The organism is Salimicrobium humidisoli (genome assembly GCF_002295105.1).
In the GTDB taxonomy this organism is placed as follows: Bacteria; Bacillota; Bacilli; order Bacillales; family Halobacillaceae; genus Salimicrobium; species Salimicrobium humidisoli.
Genome location: NZ_NSGH01000004.1, coordinates 34,242 through 50,546, shown reverse-complemented (window position 1 = coordinate 50,546; position 16,305 = coordinate 34,242). Strand labels below are relative to the sequence as shown.

The window sequence follows — 16,305 nt, the reverse complement described above, 5'->3', positions numbered from 1 at the left end:
CCACAAATAACACCGGAGGTTTATCCACTTATCCACAGAATGCAATCCGGAGGAAATGCCTTCCGTAAAAAAAGCCCCTGTCCGAAAAGGGACAGAGGCTCAGGGAACTAGTGACAGGCGGTGACGAAGCGATCTTTTCCGTTCAGGTCTTTATGGACACGTAACCGGTACCCGGGCAGCGCTTCTCCGAGAAGCCGGGCCACCGCCTCTCCCTGGGTGTGTCCGATTTCGAATGCTGCCATCCGCGGTTTCTGGGGGCGTTCCTTCAGCTCCCGGCACATCGCTGCGTATGCCGCCAGACCGTCTTCTTCCGCAAACAGGGCGAGCTCCGGATCGTAATCCCTGACCGTCGTATCCAGTTCTTCTTTTTCTCTCCAGGAGATATAAGGCGGATTGGAAACGAGAATATCCACATGTTCTCCTTCAAGCGGAGTAAGAAAACTCCCTTCAAAGAAGCGGACCTCTGCCCGGAGACGCTCCGAATTCTGACGGGCGATTTCGAGCGCGGCGGGCGAGATGTCGGTTGCGGACACTTCCGCTTCCGTTTCCAGAGCAAGCGTAACGGCAAGCACACCGCTCCCCGTACCGATATCAGCGATCCGCTCACCCGTCCCTGCACAGGACCTGACAAGATCCATCAGTTCCTCCGTTTCCTGACGCGGTATGAGAACGTCAGGGGTGACTATGAAGTGCCGGCCATAAAAGTGGGCTTCCCCGGTAATATGCTGGTACGGTTTACCGGTAAGGGCGTGGGTTCTGACTGCTTCCATGAAGGAGTGCTGCTCCTCCGAGGAGAGGGGGCGGTCGCCTTCAAGATGAAGGGCCGGACCTTCGAGCCCCGTATAAAACTCGAGCAGGAGTTCCCCTACTCTCTCTTCGCGTCCGTACTCCCTCAAAAAAGAAGAAGCCCGGTGAAGAGCTTCTCTGATCGTCATCGTATCCATATTATTGCCCGATCTCTTCAAGCTTCTTCGCCTGTTCTTCCATAAGCAGCGGTTCGATGATCTGATCGAGATTCCCCTGAAGCACCTGATCGAGCTTCTGCAGCGTGAGACCGATGCGGTGGTCGGTGACACGCGTCTGCGGGAAGTTGTACGTACGGATCCGCTCGGAACGGTCACCTGTACCGACAGCGGATTTACGGCTTTCATCATACTCTTCCTGCGCTTCCCGTTCGTACTTGTCGTAAATACGGGCCCGCAGAATCTGCATCGCTTTTTCCTTGTTCTTGATTTGGGACTTTCCGTCCTGACAGGAAGCTACGATACCCGTCGGTTCGTGGGTAAGACGTACAGCGGACATCGTCGTGTTTACACTCTGACCGCCTGGGCCGCTTGATGCGAACGTGTCCACACGTATATCCTTTTCGTGGATATCCACTTCGACATCTTCCGCTTCCGGCAGGCAGACGACAGTTGCGGTCGACGTATGAATACGACCGCCGGATTCGGTTTCCGGCACACGCTGGACGCGGTGGGCCCCGCTTTCATACTTGAAGCGGGAGAACGCTCCTTCTCCCTTGATCATAAACGTGATTTCTTTATAGCCTCCGACTTCACTCGCCGTGGAGTCGATGACTTCCGTTTTCCACCCTTTTCCTTCGGCGTAGCGTGTATACATACGGTACAAATCACCCGCGAAAAGAGCAGCTTCATCACCGCCGGCTGCTCCCCGAACTTCGAGAATAACGTTTTTGCTGTCGTTCGGGTCTTTCGGCAGCATGAGAACGCGCAGTTCTTCCTCGAGTTCTTCTTTGCGGGAAGTGAGTTCGCTCAACTCTTCTTTCGCCATCTCTTTCATTTCCTCATCCGTTTCGTCTTCAAGCATCTCTTTCGTTTCGTCTATCTGTGAAGTCACACTTTTGTATTCCTGATAGAAGCGGACCGTGTCCGAAAGGTCGGACTGCTCCTTCGAGTACTCACGCAGCTTCTTCGTATCGCTGATGACTTCCGGGTCACTCAGCAGCTCGTTCAGTTTATCGTATCGATCTTCCAGTGTCTGTAACCGTTCGATCATTTTCTTCACCTCTACTTTTCTCTACCGATTGTCATTATATTATAGGGAGACCCGGGATACAACCGCGTCCCCTGTCCTTTACAGCGGAGGATTCCCGTGACATTTACGACAGACCGGGTAGTACGCATCATTCCCGCCGATCTGGATCTGCTCTCCGGAGTAGACCGGTTTCCCGGCTTCATTCACCCGCAGGTTCATCACCGCTTTCTTCTCGCAGAACCAGCAGATCGTTTTCATTTCTTCGATTTTATCTGCATATAAAAGGAAGTATTTACTTCCGTCAAACAGCTCGTTCTGAAAATCGTTTTTGAGACCGAATCCCATGACCGGGATGTTCAGCCGGTCCACTATTTTCGTAAGCTGCAGCACGTGCTCTTTATCCAGAAACTGTGCCTCATCGACGAGGACACAGTACGGCTGTTCCTCTTCCTGTTTCACCGTTTCGTACAGATCGGTTTCTTCGAAAATCGGATAAGCTTTCCGGCGCAGACCGATCCGCGAAGAAACGTATCCGACCTCATCCCGGTCGTCGAGTCCGGGTGTGAATATGAGCACCGGTTTATTCTGCTCTTCGTAGTTATGGGCGACTTTTATGATTTCGATTGATTTCCCGCTGTTCATTGCCCCGTATTTAAAATACAGTTGTGCCATGTGCAGATTCCCCTTTTTTTCTAAGCGCTTCTCCCATTATACACAAAAATAACGGCCGTGCAGATGTCCCCGTTCCTCTCAAAAAATTTTTCCTTCCCTTCGGCACGATCCGGTACGGCCTGAAGGTAACGATTTTCCCCGGATCATGACCCTGGGGCCGGAAAAACGGAGCGGAAGGTCACGATTCCGGGCTAATCCTTCCCTTCGGCTCTATTTCTTCAAGCTCAACGGCACGAAAAGCACACTCACCGGCCTTTCGCCAATAAAAAAACAGGCATATGCCGAAGCGACATCTGCCTGTTCTCTGTAAACTTCCCAAAACGATCAGGAAAGGTTGTATTTTTTCTTGAAACGGTCTACACGGCCACCAGCTTTGTCCGCTTTCTGTTTACCTGTGTAGAACGGATGAGATGCAGAGCTGACCTCTACACGGATCAAAGGGTACGAGTTACCGTCTTCCCATTCGATCGTCTCATCGGAAGTCTGAGTAGATCCTGTAAGAATCTTGTAATCAGAGCTTGTGTCTAGGAATACAACTTTCTGGTATTCTGGATGAATGTCTTTTTTCATTACTCTTCCACTCCTTTTTGCCCTGAGCCCTTTTTCAGCACAGAGTTATTGTAAGAGCCGTTTCGGGTGTAATCTGTCCCTTGACTGAAACTCACATAGAGTGATTATAGCAGGTCGCTCTCTGTAATGCAACCTGTGATTGCAGGCTTTACTTTTTGGATGTCTGATTCATTTCCTTATCCATCACGTCGAAGAACTCACGGTTGTCTTTCGATTTCTTCATGCGGCGCAGGAAGCGTTCGTAGAAATCGTGGGAACTCGTCATCGCCTGACGGATCGCCCACATTTTCTCCAGCTGTTCCTTCGAAAGAAGCAGTTCCTCTTTTCGCGTGCCGGAGCGTTTCAGGTCGATCGACGGGAAGATTCTCCGCTCCGCCAGATTGCGGTCGAGATGAAGTTCCATATTACCGGTACCCTTGAATTCTTCATAAATGACGTCGTCCATCTTCGAACCGGTATCCACCAGGGCCGTAGCGAGAATGGTGAGACTGCCGCCTTCTTCGATGTTACGCGCGGCTCCGAAGAACCTTTTCGGACGGTGGAAAGAAGCGGGATCGATACCACCCGAAAGCGTACGCCCGCTCGGCGGGATCACGAGGTTGTAGGCTCTGGCGAGACGCGTAATGCTGTCCATCAGTACAATCACGTCCCGTTTATGTTCCACGAGACGCATCGACCGTTCGAGGACCAGTTCCGAAACTTTGATGTGGTTCTCCGGCACTTCATCGAACGTGGAGGAGACGACATCCACGTCCGGAGCTACCGAACGCTCGATATCCGTCACTTCTTCCGGACGCTCGTCGACGAGAAGAATGATCAGTTTCGAGTCGGGATGGTTTTTGGCTATACTGTTTGCCATCTGCTTCAGAAGCATCGTTTTCCCGGCTTTCGGCGGAGCGACGATCAGTCCGCGCTGTCCGTACCCGACAGGAGCCATTACGTCCATGATCCTCGTCGCCAGCTGATTCTGAGCCACTTCGAGATTCATGTGACGATCCGGATAGAGAGGGGTCAGCGCCGGAAAGTGTACCCGCTGCTTGGCGGAGTCCGGGTCTTCCCCGTTCACTGCGTCCACGTGCAGCAGGCCGTAGTAACGTTCGTTCTCCTTCGGCGGGCGGACTTTACCGGAGACTTTGTCCCCGTTCCTTAAATCGAATCTTCTTATCTGGGAAGCCGAAATGTAGATATCCTCCGCGCTCGGGGAATAGTTGATCGGCCGCAGGAATCCGAACCCTTCCGAAGGGATGATTTCGAGAATGCCGTCCATGAAAAGATAGCCGTCCTTTTCGGCTTGTGCTTTCAGGATGGCAAATATAAGTTCACGCTTTGTCAGTTTGGAGTAATAGGATACTTTGTATTCACGTGCCTTATCGTACAGGTCTTTCAATTTCAATGTTTCCAAGCTGGAAATGTTCAATTCCGCCACAAAATCACCACTTTAATTAATTTTTGAATCCGTACAATGTCTCGACAGCTTATGAATGTTGAAGAAATATAGAGAAGGTGCTGGAGTGATTGTTCTGAAGCTTACCGAGGCAGGTGTCTTTAAAACATATTCAGTTTACATCTTATCACATCTTCACTTCAATAGGAGGTTTGACGCACTTCTTAAAAAATCGGGGGAGGAGGAATGCTTTTCATAATAAAAAACCCAAGAGGGGTACACGTACCTCCTCTCGAGTTTCGTCAGTATTTCTGGAACTGCTCCTGCTTCGTTTCGCTGATTTCTTCGTACCACATATTGGCCCCGAGACTGTTCAGTTTCTCCACGATATTTTCGTAACCGCGCTCGATGTGCTCGACGCCGTGAATCTCTGTCACCCCGTCCGCCATTAGACCGGCGATGACGAGCGCCGCCCCGGCACGAAGGTCGGAAGCCCGGACCCGGGCCCCCTGAAGAGGGACCGGACCTTCCACAATTGCATACCCTTCATACTCTTTCACTTTGGCGTTCATCCGTCTCAGCTCATCGATATGTTTGAACCGGGATGGGTAAATAGTATCAGTCACCACCGCACTGCCTGCAGCTTTTGTCAGAAGTGAGGTGAACGGCTGCTGCAGATCGGTCGGAAAGCCGGGATATACGAACGTTTTCACATCCACACTCTTATATGTTTCAGGCGGACGTATGTAGAGTTGATCGTCCTTCTCTTCAATCGTTACCCCCGTCTCCCTCAGTTTGGCCAGCAGGGAGTCGAGGTGCTGGGGGATGACGTTATCAAGGACGACCCCTTTTCCCTGAGCCGATGCGAGAATCGCGTACGTCCCTGCTTCAATGCGGTCCGGAATAATCGTGTGCCGGCAGCCCGAAAGATGTTCGACGCCTTCGATACGGATCACGTCGGTTCCCGCCCCTTTGATATTCGCTCCCATGCTGGACAGGAGGGTGGCGACATCAATGATTTCAGGTTCCTTCGCCGCGTTTTCTATAAGCGTCTTCCCTTCGGCCCTTACGGCTGCAAGCATAATATTGATCGTGGCACCGACGCTGGCCATATCCAGGTAGATCCGTGCGCCCTTCAGTTTCTCGGCCCGAATACAGATGGAACCCTGTTCATTCGTGACTTCCGCTCCAAGTGCTTCGAACCCTTTAATGTGCTGATCGATCGGACGGGGGCCCAGATGGCAGCCGCCGGGCATGCCGAGTACGGCTTTGTTGAAACGTCCGAGCATCGCTCCCATGAAATAATAGGAAGCCCGCAGTTTCTTCACCCGGCCATTCGGAAGTGCGAGAGGAGTCATTCCAGAAGGGTCGATGTGAATGGTTCTTCCCTCTTCGGTCACTTCCGCGCCTATCTCTCGGAGCAATCCGCTGAGCGTCTCGAGGTCCGAAATATCCGGCAGGCCTTCGATGGTCACCGGGGATTCGGCCAGTATGGCTGCCGGAAGCAGAGCTACGGCACTGTTTTTGGCTCCGCTGACACGAAGGGTCCCCTCCAGAGGTCTGCCGCCTTCTATCATTAGTTTATGCATATCGGACTCCTCACTTTACACATCCCTGTGCAACTTATTTATTTTGAGCACTGTTCCAGTCGTTCAGAAATTTCTCGATCCCCTGGTCGGTAAGCGGATGTTTCACGAGCTGGTTAAGGACTTTGAAAGGAATCGTCGAAATATGCGCCCCGTTCAAAGCGGCTTCGTGGACGTGCATCGGATGACGGACGGAAGCTGCGATGATTTCGGTGTCGATGGCGTGACGGTCGAAAACTTCGGCGATCTGCGCAATCAGTTCCATGCCGTTGTGCCCGATATCATCCAGGCGACCGAGGAACGGGGAGACGTAGGAAGCGCCGGCCCGAGCTGCAAGAAGCGCCTGATTCACAGAAAAGACGAGAGTGACGTTCGTTTTTACGTTCAGGTCTGAGAGCTGCTTCACCGCTTTCAGTCCCTCCATCGTCATCGGAACTTTCACCGTAATGTTCGGGGCGATCGCCGCCAGTTCCTTCGCTTCCTTCATCATGCCTTCGACGTCCTCGGAAACGACTTCCGCACTGACAGAGCCGTCCACCTCCGACGTGATTTCACGGAGACGGTCGTGGAAGGACACGCCTTCTTTCGCTACAAGGGAAGGGTTCGTAGTCACACCCGAAAGCAGCCCGAGGGCGTTCGCTTCCCTTACTTCGTCTATGTTTGCCGTATCAATGAAAAATTTCATAACTGATATCCCCCTTGTAAATGTGATTGCGTTTTCAAAGTGTGGAACACTCTTTCATTCCACCTGCCAAACCGGCGGAGAGACTGTGGTTCTGTCCCTGCATCGGGGCTTGAACTGATACTTCTAAGAATACCAGTACGTTTATAAAGGTGCAACAGCTCCCGTGCATATCAGCGCTTATATATCAGAATTTTTTCATTTCTCGCACGGATCCCGAATATAAAAAAAGACACCGGCCCCTTTAGTGAGGGACGGTGTCCTGACTGTATGTTACCCGTTGAACGTCGCTCCGATGAAACCGGTGAACAGTTCCTGGGCGCGTGTCGGACGGGATTTGAATTCCGGGTGGAACTGACTGGCTACGAACCACGGGTGGTCTTCCACCTCGATGATTTCTACGAGACGTCCGTCCGGGCTGGTGCCTGAGAAAAGGAACCCTTTCTCTTCCATCTCCTCGCGGTAGTGATTATTGAACTCGAAGCGGTGACGGTGACGTTCGTAAATCACTTCCTCGCCGTATGCTTCCATCGCTTTCGTATCTTCTTTGATACGGGACGGATAGATGCCGAGGCGCAGTGTTCCGCCGAGGTCTTCCACATCTTTCTGCTCCGGAAGCAGATCGATGATCGGATCTTTCGTTGACGGGTCGATTTCCGCCGAGTGTGCGTCCTTATACCCCAGCACGTTACGGGCAAACTCTACCGTCGCCAGCTGCATACCGAGGCAGATGCCAAGGAATGGCACCTTGTTTTCACGTGCGTAGCGGATCGCTTCGATCTTCCCTTCGATGCCGCGGTGTCCGAATCCGCCGGGTACAAGTATGCCGTCGGTATCCGCCACGAGGTCTCCGATGTTTTCCTCAGTAACTTCTTCAGCATTCACCCACTTCACTTCCACGTCGGCGTTCTGCTGATAGCCTGCGTGTTTCAATGCTTCCACTACGGAAATATAGGCGTCCGGAAGCTCCACGTATTTCCCGACAAGAGCGATCGTACGCTTCTCTTCCAGATGTTTGACCCGCTCCACAAGCTCATTCCACTCCGTCATGTCAGCCGCCTGACAGTTCAGCCCGAAATGGTCGCACGTAAGCTGATCGAGCTTCTGTTCCTGGAGCGTAAGCGGAACGTCATAAAGTGTTTCCGCGTCCACCATTTCGATGACGGCTTCTTTTTTCAGGTCGCAGAAAAGGGAGATTTTCTCTTTCATATCATCGGAAATTTCCGTCTCGGAACGGAGCACGATCACATCCGGCTGTATGCCGAGGGAGCGCAGTTCTTTCACGCTGTGCTGCGTAGGCTTCGTTTTCAGCTCGCCCGCAGCCCGGATGTAGGGAACGAGAGTACAGTGAAGATACATAACGTTATCGCGGCCGATGTCACTTTTGATCTGACGGATCGCTTCCAAGAACGGGAGAGATTCGATGTCTCCGACCGTACCGCCGATTTCCGTGATGACGACATCTGCGTTCGATTCGTGTCCGGCACGATATACCCTTTCCTTGATTTCGTTCGTAATATGTGGAATCACCTGAACCGTCCCGCCCAGATAGTCTCCGCGACGTTCTTTTTTGATTACGTTCGAGTAGACTTTCCCGGTCGTTACGTTTGAGAACTTATTCAGATTAATATCGATGAAGCGTTCGTAGTGACCGAGGTCAAGGTCCGTCTCCGCCCCGTCGTCCGTCACGAACACTTCGCCGTGCTGGTAAGGACTCATCGTCCCCGGATCTACGTTCAGGTACGGGTCGAACTTCTGAATCGTTACGCTCAGCCCCCGGTTTTTCAGTAAACGGCCGAGTGATGCCGCCGTTATTCCTTTTCCTAATGAAGATACAACACCGCCGGTAACAAAAATGTACTTTGTCACGTTCATCCCTCTTTCCTTGTTTGTTAGTAATGATTGTTTCTGTTTCGGAATCAATATAGAAAGGGCGGCTGTTTCACCGCCCGTCACCGAAGAAAAATGCGTTATGTTCCCCTGCAGGAATCCGGAACCGGTACGCCCGCCCCTCCTGCAAAAAAGAAAAGCTCCCCAATCGTAATTGGGGAGCTTCTGTTTAAGGTCGTCCTTTTTTAAGAGCCCACATAGAATTATAAAAAGGTTCACCTGTAAAGTCAAGAACAGGAAAAAATTAACTTTCTTCTTTGTCCTCTTCGTCTTCGTCGCCGATAAAGCTGGTGTCTTCATCCACCATTTCTTCCTCTTCGTCGTCGAGTTCATCCTCTTCATAGTCGCCTTCGAAGTCATCGTCATCGTCGAGATCGAGTTCTTCATCCGTCAGGTCAAGTTCTTCTGTATTCTCATCTTCTTCATCGGCGTCGTACTCCGAAGTGCCCAGTTCATCTTCAAGAAGCTTGGAAGGTTTCTTTTTCTTCTTTTTCTTCTTGCGCATCTTCGGAAGGTTGGCGATGTCTTCTTCCATCTGTTCAATCGGATACCATTTACGAAGTCCCCAGTGGTTCGTACCGGTCGTCGTAAAACGGCCGTCGAGATTCATATCGGTGTAGAACTGAGCGATGGCCTGTTCTTTCTCGGCTTTCGTATAATTCTTCCTGTCGGCGATCTGTTTGAACAGTTCGTTGAAATCATACGTCTGATGCTCGTTTTCCAAAATGGTATAAGCCATTTCAAGCATAGAGGTTTCGTCTATCTGTTGTTGGGTCATTTCTTCAAAACTCAACGTCAGCACTCCTTTTTCTCAATTCTGCTGCAGCCATTCCTGCCCTTCCATAAGCGGAGGAGACCGGACAGACTTTCGCTTTTTTCGTCAATCACACACGTTTCTCACTGTAACCATACCCTTTATTATAAAAAGAACGGAGAAAAAAATCAATAACAGAGAATTTCTTTGGAATCCCCACCCGTTTTCGCGTACAATAAAACCAGCTATCGAACGAAGGAGAGAGACCGATGAAGCTTAAAGAACTGCACCCTGTGACCTGGGTCATTATCGCCCTGATTCTGATTTTCGTGCCTTCGTGGCTTTATATGAATTACGGGCTCATTCATGAGGAACATGTCAAAGAGGCCACTGTCTCGGAAAAATATCACGAAAAGGATGAATATTATATCGTCGCGGACGGCAAAGATATCAAATTGGCCGATTCCAGCCAGTGGATGCTCATCGAACCCGAGGAAAAATACGAAATTACGTATGAATGGTACGGTCAGAAAGATCCTGAAGTCGTCTCCATCAACCAGGCCCACGATGACGACAGCACCGGCGGCGGTCATTGACCACGTGATACACACAGAAATCCGAACATTGATGTTCGGATTTCTGTTTTTTTATGCTGGTATGAAAGGGTAGGGAATGAAACATACGTCATTCCCGCACATCGGTTTTTACATATTCCTGCGGTACTGACCGCCCACTTCGTAAAGAGCGTGGGTGATTTGACCGAGACTTGCAACGCGGACGGTTTCCATCAGTTCGGCAAACACGTTTCCGCCTGAACTGGCCGTTTCTTTCAGTCTGTCCAGAGCTTCCTGCGCCTTATCTTCGTGGGACTTCTGGAAGTTCCGAAGCTCTCTGATCTGGTGTTCTTTTTCTTCGGTCGAGGCACGGGCAAGTTCCATCGAATCAATATCCTCTTCCGACTGCGGATTAGGGTTAAGATACGTATTCACTCCGATGATCGGCATTTCACCGGAATGCTTTTTACTTTCGTAATAGAGGGACTCTTCCTGGATTTTACCACGCTGATACTGGCGCTCCATTGCCCCGAGCACTCCGCCGCGGTCGTTCATATTTTCGAACTCCTGCATGACCGCTTCTTCGACGAGATCGGTAAGTTCTCTGATTACGAAGGAGCCCTGTAGGGAATTTTCGTTCTTCGTGAGACCGTACTCCTTATTGATGATCATCTGAATCGCCATAGCCCGGCGTACCGATTCCTGCGTCGGTGTCGTAATCGCTTCGTCGTAGGAGTTTGTGTGAAGCGAGTTACAGTTGTCCTGGATAGCCAGCAGAGCCTGCAGCGTCGTACGGATATCGTTGAACTGGATTTCCTGGGCATGCAGGGAACGGCCGGACGTCTGGACGTGATACTTCAGCTTCTGACTGCGCTCGTTCGCTCCGTATTTATTCTTCATTACAATTGCCCAGATGCGGCGTGCCACGCGCCCGAGTACGCTGTATTCGGGGTCCAGGCCGTTCGAGAAGAAGAAAGAAAGGTTCGGTGCGAACTTGTCGATGTCCATACCGCGGCTCAGGTAGTACTCCACGTAGGTGAACCCGTTTGCAAGCGTGAAAGCGAGCTGCGTAATCGGGTTCGCTCCCGCTTCCGCGATGTGATAGCCGGAAATCGAGACGGAGTAGTAGTTGCGCACGTCGTGGTCGATGAAGTACTGCTGGATATCTCCCATCATACGGAGGGCGAACTCTGTCGAGAAGATACATGTGTTCTGTCCCTGATCTTCTTTCAGTATATCGGCCTGGACCGTCCCGCGCACTACGTGGATCGTGTCTTCACGGATCTGCTTCGCTTCCTCGGCAGACGGCTTTCTGCCCTCTTTCTCTTCGAATTTCTGAAGTTCCTTGTCGATAGCCGTATTGAAATACATGGCGAGGATGATCGGAGCCGGTCCGTTGATCGTCATGGATACGGAAGTTTTCGGATCGACGAGATCGAATCCTTCGTACAGTTTCTTCATGTCTTCGAGCGTGCTGATGTTCACACCGCTCTCCCCGACTTTTCCGTAGATGTCCGGACGCTCACCCGGGTCTTCCCCGTAAAGCGTTACCGAGTCGAAAGCGGTACTGAGCCTTTTCGCTTCTTCGTTTTCGGAGAGGTAATGGAAGCGACGGTTCGTCTTCTCAGGCGTCCCTTCTCCTGCAAACTGTCTCGTCGGGTCTTCCCCTTTCCGTTTGAAAGGAAATACGCCGGCCGTGAACGGGAAAGCCCCCGGTACGTTCTCTTTCATAAGCCACTCGAGACGGTCGCCCCAGTCCGCATATTTCGGCAGAGCCACTTTCGGAATTTTCGTTCCGGAAATGCTTTCTGTCGTCAGATCCATCGTAAATTCCTTGTCCCGGACTTTGTATGTGAACGTCTCTCCTGAATAGTTCTCGAGGAGTGTGTCCCAGTGTTCGAGCTTTTCTTTCACTTCGCCATTGAGTTCTTTTACTACTTTCTTCTTCGCTCCGGTGATCTCTTCATTCTCGCCGAGAATTTTCTCCGTACCTTCGAGCTGGTACCACTGACGGGCTTTTTCCGCCTGCTCCTCCGTAAATTCGTGATAGCCGCGCACTTCTTTTGCGATGTCGCGGAGGTACTGCTTCCGGTCGTTCGGAATGATTACGTTCTGCTTTTCGACTTTGGACACCCGCTCAAGCGAAGTTTCCACACCCCAGTCGTATCGTTCGTTGATTTCATCCAGCAGGGCCGCGAAAAGAGTGTTCGTCCCCGGATCGTTGAACTGGCTGGCGATGGTGCCGTAGACAGGGAACGATTCATGATCTTCGTGGAACAGCATGTGACTGCGTTCGTACTGCTTTCTTACCTGTTTCAGTGCATCCTCCGAACCTTTCTGTTCGAATTTGTTGATAGTGATGAAATCGGCGTAGTCGATCATGTCGATCTTCTCGAGCTGGGACGGGGCCCCGAACTCGGCTGTCATCACGTACATGGAAAGGTCGGTGATTTCCGTAATTTCGGCATCCCCCTGACCGATTCCGCTCGTTTCGATGATGATGAAGTCGTAGCCTGCTCTTTTCAGAATCTGCACCGCATCCGTCACCGCTGTCGATATCTCCGTACGCGCTTCTCTCGTCGCAAGAGATCTCATGTATACGTTCGGGTGGAAGATGGCGTTCATACGGATTCTGTCCCCGAGGAGAGCGCCGCCGGTTTTTTTCTTCGTCGGATCCACCGAGAGGATTCCCACTTTTTTATCCGGCACTTCATTCAGGAAGCGGCGTATCAGTTCGTCCGTCAGGGAACTTTTCCCTGCCCCGCCGGTACCGGTGATACCGAGAACGGGTACATCTTTATCCGTCTGCCACTGTTTCCGGTAGCTTTCCAGTTTTTTCTCATCTGCGTTCTCCGCCTGGGTAATCATTCTTGCAATCGTAACCGGATCTCCTGATTCGAGATTCATATCTTCTTTCACCGGAGGAAGGAAGTCGGCTTTTTCGACCATGACGTTGATCATGCCCTGCAGGCCGTGTTCCCGTCCGAACTCCGGAGAGAAGATTTGTGTCACTCCGTATTCATGGAGTTCCTTGATTTCCCGGGGCAGAATGACTCCCCCGCCTCCTCCGAACGTCTGGACGTGTTCTGCACCTTTTTCGTTCAGAAGATCGATCATGTATTTGAAATACTCCATATGTCCGCCCTGATAGGAGGAGATGGCGATTCCCTGGGCATCTTCCTGTATAGCAGCGTTGACTACGTCCTCCACGGACCGGTTATGCCCGAGGTGGATCACCTCGGCACCTGTTGCCTGCAGAATACGTCTCATTATGTTGATTGAAGCGTCGTGACCGTCGAACAGACTGGAAGCGGTTACAAATCGCACCGCATGTTTCGGTTTATATACTTCCACAATAATTTCCTCCTTTATAGCTATCTGTAAGTTGCAACTCCTTCAAGCAAAAGACTGACCTGGTGATCGATATACTCTTCCAGTGTGAAGGACCTCTGAAGAATCCATCTGCGGAACCCCCACATCTGACCTTCGACGAATACGTTGTTGGCAATGACCGATATTTTTCCGCGGGATGCTTCCGGAAGGCTGCACGCCAGTAATTCCTCAAGCATAGCCACCATTTCCTGTTCCTTCTCCAGGATGTAATCTTTCGCCTCTTTCGGCAGTGCCTTCACTTCCTGGTAAAGAACGATCACTTCCTCCTGCAGATCATCCATCAGACGAAAATAGGAGCGGACCGCTTCTTCAAGAGGAGCGCCGTCCGGTACGGAAGTATCCACTACTTCTTTCATACGTTCATTCACCTGCTCGTAGATGGAATCACATACGAGAAACAGTACATCTTCTTTCGTTCTAATATATTCGTAAAGCGTACCGATACTGAAACCGCTCGCTTTCGCGATTTCCCGCGTCGTCGTTTTATGGAACCCCTTATCACGGAAAAGAGAGACGGCACCGCGGATCATTTCCTGGCGCCTCTTCTCCACGAGAGCTCTGTTCTTAATGGAAGATGGAACCTGTTTACTTCCTTCCATCGGCTTTCCCCTCCTGCTTCCATTCACCGAACCACTGTTTCGCAAGTGCGTAAGGATCATATTCCTCACGCTCGAGTTTTCTGCTGCGGCTGCCGGATTCGATCCAGCGTCTGACGTCCCGCCATATTTCTTCACGGATGAGCTCGTACACTTCCATTTCCCGCTGCATCCGCTTTTTCTCCTGACCGGAAGCCGTTTCTTCGAGGTAAATGCGGTGTTTCTTCATTTTCTCCCACATTTTCAAAATGCCCTGCTTTTTCGTGGACACCGTTTTGACGATCGGCGGCTGCCACCCTTTCGGATCGGCGATCATCATGTAGTCTTCGAGTGTAAGTTTCAGTTTCTCAACGTCCGGCAGATCCGCCTTGTTGATAACGAACAGATCGGCGATTTCCATAATACCGGCTTTGAAAATCTGAAGAATATCTCCGCTGTTCGGCGTAAGTACAAGTCCGGTCGTGTCCACCACTTTCATCACGTCAAGTTCCGACTGCCCGACGCCGACCGTTTCCACCAGTACGATGTCAAAACCCGCAGCATCACACATACGGATCGCATCTTTCGTCGCCCTGGCAAGTCCGCCGAGACTTCCTCTGGTGGCCATACTGCGGATGAAGATGCCCGGGTCGACGAAGTGCTGGTGCATCCTCGTCCGGTCCCCTAAGATCGAGCCTCCGCTGAACGGACTCGTCGGATCGATGGCAATGACCGCCACACTGAGATGCTGTTCCCGGAGAAGATGGAGGAGCTCGTTGATGAGCGTGCTTTTACCGGCGCCGGGAGACCCTGTAATACCGATATAGTGAGCCTGTTTTTTAATGGAGAATATATCACTCATCAGCGTGAGTTTTTCTTCGTCTTCCCGTTCTGCCAGTGTAATGGCTCTTGCGAGTGCCCGACGATCTCCGTTATGAATTCTTTCAGCCAGCGAATGCATCGAATCGTCCTTTCTGTATTCCGGTACTTTTACTTATTATGATCGGTTTACGGTACCGAAAGACCTTTTACTGAACGAAAGCAGTCGCCCCCGCAGAACGGGAGCGCACAACTTACGCTATCAGCTGGTGACCATACGTCCGATGACGAGACGCTGGATTTCATTCGTACCTTCATAGATCTGAGTGATTTTCGCATCACGCATGTAGCGCTCTACCGGATAATCTTTTGTATACCCGTACCCGCCGTAGACCTGGACGGCTTCTGTCGTTATTTCCATTGCGGCATCGCCGGCGAAAAGTTTCGCCATGGCGGAAGCTTTTGCGTACGGCTTTCCTTCCGACTCGAGAAAAGCTGCCTGGTACGTAAGCAGACGGGCTGCTTCCACGTCTGTCGCCATGTCTGCGAGTTTGAAGGAGAGACCCTGATGTTTGGCGATCGGTTTACCGAACTGTTCCCGCTCTTTGGCATAGCCGATGGATTTATCGAGGGCGCCCTGCGCTATCCCTACAGCTTGGGCAGCAATACCGTTCCGTCCTCCATCAAGAGTCTGCATAGCGATCTTGAATCCTTCCCCTTCTTCTCCGAGGAGGTTCTCTTTCGGTATGCGGCAGTTTTCGAAAATAAGTTCCGTCGTCGGGGAAGAGCGGATGCCGAGTTTCTTCTCTTTTTTACCGAATGTGAAACCGTCCGTTCCTTTCTCCACGATGAACGCACTAATGCCTTTATGCCCGGCATCCTGATCCGTTTTGGCGAAAACGAGATAAATATCCGCTACGCCGCCATTTGTGATCCACACTTTATTCCCGTTCAGGATATAATCGTCTCCGTCTTTTTTCGCCTGGGTACGCATGGAGGAGACGTCACTTCCTGCGCCCGGCTCGGACAGTGCATAGGCTCCAAGAGCTTCTCCTGTTGCAAGGCGTGTCAGGAAGTTCTCTTTCTGTTCCTTGTTCCCGAACGTATAGATCGGCCAGCTGGCAAGGGAGATGTGGGCAGAAAGCGTCACACCGGTCGAGGCACAGACGCGGGAGAGTTCTTCCACCGCAATCGCATAGCTTACGAAATCGGACCCGATTCCGCCGTACTCCTCCGGCCACGGAATGCCGGTAAGACCTAGTTCGGACATCTGGTCGAAAATATTGCGGTCAAACCTTTCCTCTTCATCCCGTTCCGCTGCTGTCGGCTCCACTTCGTTTTCCGCGAAGTCACGCACCATTTTTTTGAGCATCTGCTGTTCTTCTGTCAATTGAAAGTTCATACCTGTTCCCCTTTCTTCGGTTCGACTGC

The 16,305-nt window shown here is 51.4% G+C and carries 14 protein-coding genes; 1 reads left to right on the top strand and 13 read right to left on the bottom strand.

Annotated features, from left to right (window positions below; translation table 11 throughout):
- Nucleotides 1–107: 107 nt before the first annotated feature.
- The 9 genes from prmC to rpoE all read right to left on the bottom strand — a co-directional run bounded on the left by prmC (nucleotide 108) and on the right by rpoE (nucleotide 9,581).
- Entirely contained in the window at nucleotides 108–944 is an 837-nt protein-coding gene (gene prmC / locus CKW00_RS03470) for a peptide chain release factor N(5)-glutamine methyltransferase (protein WP_095821404.1), read from the bottom strand.
- 1 nt (nucleotide 945) lies between these two features.
- A complete protein-coding gene (gene prfA / locus CKW00_RS03465) occupies nucleotides 946–2,016 on the bottom strand; it encodes a peptide chain release factor 1 (RefSeq protein ID WP_095821403.1) in 1,071 nt (356 codons plus the stop codon).
- Between the two features lie 78 nt (nucleotides 2,017–2,094).
- Nucleotides 2,095–2,667 carry a thymidine kinase gene (locus CKW00_RS03460; RefSeq protein ID WP_095821402.1) on the bottom strand — a complete coding sequence of 191 codons (573 nt, stop codon included), beginning with the start codon at nucleotides 2,665–2,667 and terminating at the stop codon, nucleotides 2,095–2,097.
- A gap of 324 nt (nucleotides 2,668–2,991) precedes the next feature.
- Nucleotides 2,992–3,237 carry a type B 50S ribosomal protein L31 gene (locus CKW00_RS03455; protein ID WP_095821401.1) on the bottom strand — a complete coding sequence of 82 codons (246 nt, stop codon included), beginning with the start codon at nucleotides 3,235–3,237 and terminating at the stop codon, nucleotides 2,992–2,994.
- 148 nt (nucleotides 3,238–3,385) lie between these two features.
- Nucleotides 3,386–4,663 carry a transcription termination factor Rho gene (gene rho / locus CKW00_RS03450; RefSeq protein ID WP_095821400.1) on the bottom strand — a complete coding sequence of 426 codons (1,278 nt, stop codon included), beginning with the start codon at nucleotides 4,661–4,663 and terminating at the stop codon, nucleotides 3,386–3,388.
- A 260-nt stretch (nucleotides 4,664–4,923) separates the two neighbouring features.
- Nucleotides 4,924–6,210 carry a UDP-N-acetylglucosamine 1-carboxyvinyltransferase gene (locus tag CKW00_RS03445; RefSeq protein ID WP_095821399.1) on the bottom strand — a complete coding sequence of 429 codons (1,287 nt, stop codon included), beginning with the start codon at nucleotides 6,208–6,210 and terminating at the stop codon, nucleotides 4,924–4,926.
- A 34-nt stretch (nucleotides 6,211–6,244) separates the two neighbouring features.
- Nucleotides 6,245–6,892, bottom strand: coding sequence for a fructose-6-phosphate aldolase (fsa, locus tag CKW00_RS03440; RefSeq protein ID WP_095821398.1), 648 nt, complete (start codon nucleotides 6,890–6,892; stop codon nucleotides 6,245–6,247).
- Between the two features lie 270 nt (nucleotides 6,893–7,162).
- Nucleotides 7,163–8,758, bottom strand: a complete 1,596-nt coding sequence (locus CKW00_RS03435; protein ID WP_095821492.1) for a CTP synthase — start codon at nucleotides 8,756–8,758, stop codon at nucleotides 7,163–7,165.
- Between the two features lie 265 nt (nucleotides 8,759–9,023).
- The gene (gene rpoE, locus CKW00_RS03430) at nucleotides 9,024–9,581 is read right to left on the bottom strand and encodes a DNA-directed RNA polymerase subunit delta (RefSeq protein WP_233129700.1); all 558 of its coding nucleotides are present in this window, start codon (nucleotides 9,579–9,581) and stop codon (nucleotides 9,024–9,026) included.
- Nucleotides 9,582–9,802: 221 nt separating this feature from the next.
- Between rpoE and CKW00_RS03425 the strand changes: the two genes are divergently transcribed.
- Complete coding sequence (locus CKW00_RS03425) at nucleotides 9,803–10,129, top strand: hypothetical protein (protein ID WP_095821396.1); 327 nt, start codon at nucleotides 9,803–9,805, stop codon at nucleotides 10,127–10,129.
- A gap of 108 nt (nucleotides 10,130–10,237) precedes the next feature.
- Here CKW00_RS03425 and icmF read toward each other — a convergent pair whose 3' ends face one another.
- From icmF to CKW00_RS03405, 4 genes are all read right to left on the bottom strand, one after another.
- The gene (gene icmF / locus CKW00_RS03420; protein WP_095821395.1) at nucleotides 10,238–13,441 is read right to left on the bottom strand and encodes a fused isobutyryl-CoA mutase/GTPase IcmF; all 3,204 of its coding nucleotides are present in this window, start codon (nucleotides 13,439–13,441) and stop codon (nucleotides 10,238–10,240) included.
- 20 nt (nucleotides 13,442–13,461) lie between these two features.
- Nucleotides 13,462–14,079, bottom strand: coding sequence for a TetR/AcrR family transcriptional regulator (locus tag CKW00_RS03415; RefSeq protein ID WP_095821394.1), 618 nt, complete (start codon nucleotides 14,077–14,079; stop codon nucleotides 13,462–13,464).
- On the bottom strand, nucleotides 14,066–15,016 hold the full coding sequence (meaB, locus tag CKW00_RS03410; protein ID WP_095821393.1) for a methylmalonyl Co-A mutase-associated GTPase MeaB: 951 nt from the start codon (nucleotides 15,014–15,016) through the stop codon (nucleotides 14,066–14,068). The genes CKW00_RS03415 and meaB overlap by 14 nt, the downstream gene beginning before the upstream one ends.
- Before the next feature lie 120 nt (nucleotides 15,017–15,136).
- Nucleotides 15,137–16,276, bottom strand: a complete 1,140-nt coding sequence (locus tag CKW00_RS03405) for an acyl-CoA dehydrogenase (protein WP_095821392.1) — start codon at nucleotides 16,274–16,276, stop codon at nucleotides 15,137–15,139.
- Nucleotides 16,277–16,305: the final 29 nt, after the last annotated feature.

Coding starts and splice junctions, on each gene's coding strand:
- CKW00_RS03405 (WP_095821392.1), bottom strand. CDS start 16,276: ATGAACTTTCAATTGACAGAAGAACAGCAGATGCTCAAAAAAATGGTG.
- meaB (WP_095821393.1), bottom strand. CDS start 15,016: ATGCATTCGCTGGCTGAAAGAATTCATAACGGAGATCGTCGGGCACTC.
- CKW00_RS03425 (WP_095821396.1), top strand. CDS start 9,803: ATGAAGCTTAAAGAACTGCACCCTGTGACCTGGGTCATTATCGCCCTG.
- CKW00_RS03445 (WP_095821399.1), bottom strand. CDS start 6,210: ATGCATAAACTAATGATAGAAGGCGGCAGACCTCTGGAGGGGACCCTT.
- CKW00_RS03415 (WP_095821394.1), bottom strand. CDS start 14,079: ATGGAAGGAAGTAAACAGGTTCCATCTTCCATTAAGAACAGAGCTCTC.
- CKW00_RS03460 (WP_095821402.1), bottom strand. CDS start 2,667: ATGGCACAACTGTATTTTAAATACGGGGCAATGAACAGCGGGAAATCA.
- CKW00_RS03455 (WP_095821401.1), bottom strand. CDS start 3,237: ATGAAAAAAGACATTCATCCAGAATACCAGAAAGTTGTATTCCTAGAC.
- fsa (WP_095821398.1), bottom strand. CDS start 6,892: ATGAAATTTTTCATTGATACGGCAAACATAGACGAAGTAAGGGAAGCG.
- prmC (WP_095821404.1), bottom strand. CDS start 944: ATGGATACGATGACGATCAGAGAAGCTCTTCACCGGGCTTCTTCTTTT.
- prfA (WP_095821403.1), bottom strand. CDS start 2,016: ATGATCGAACGGTTACAGACACTGGAAGATCGATACGATAAACTGAAC.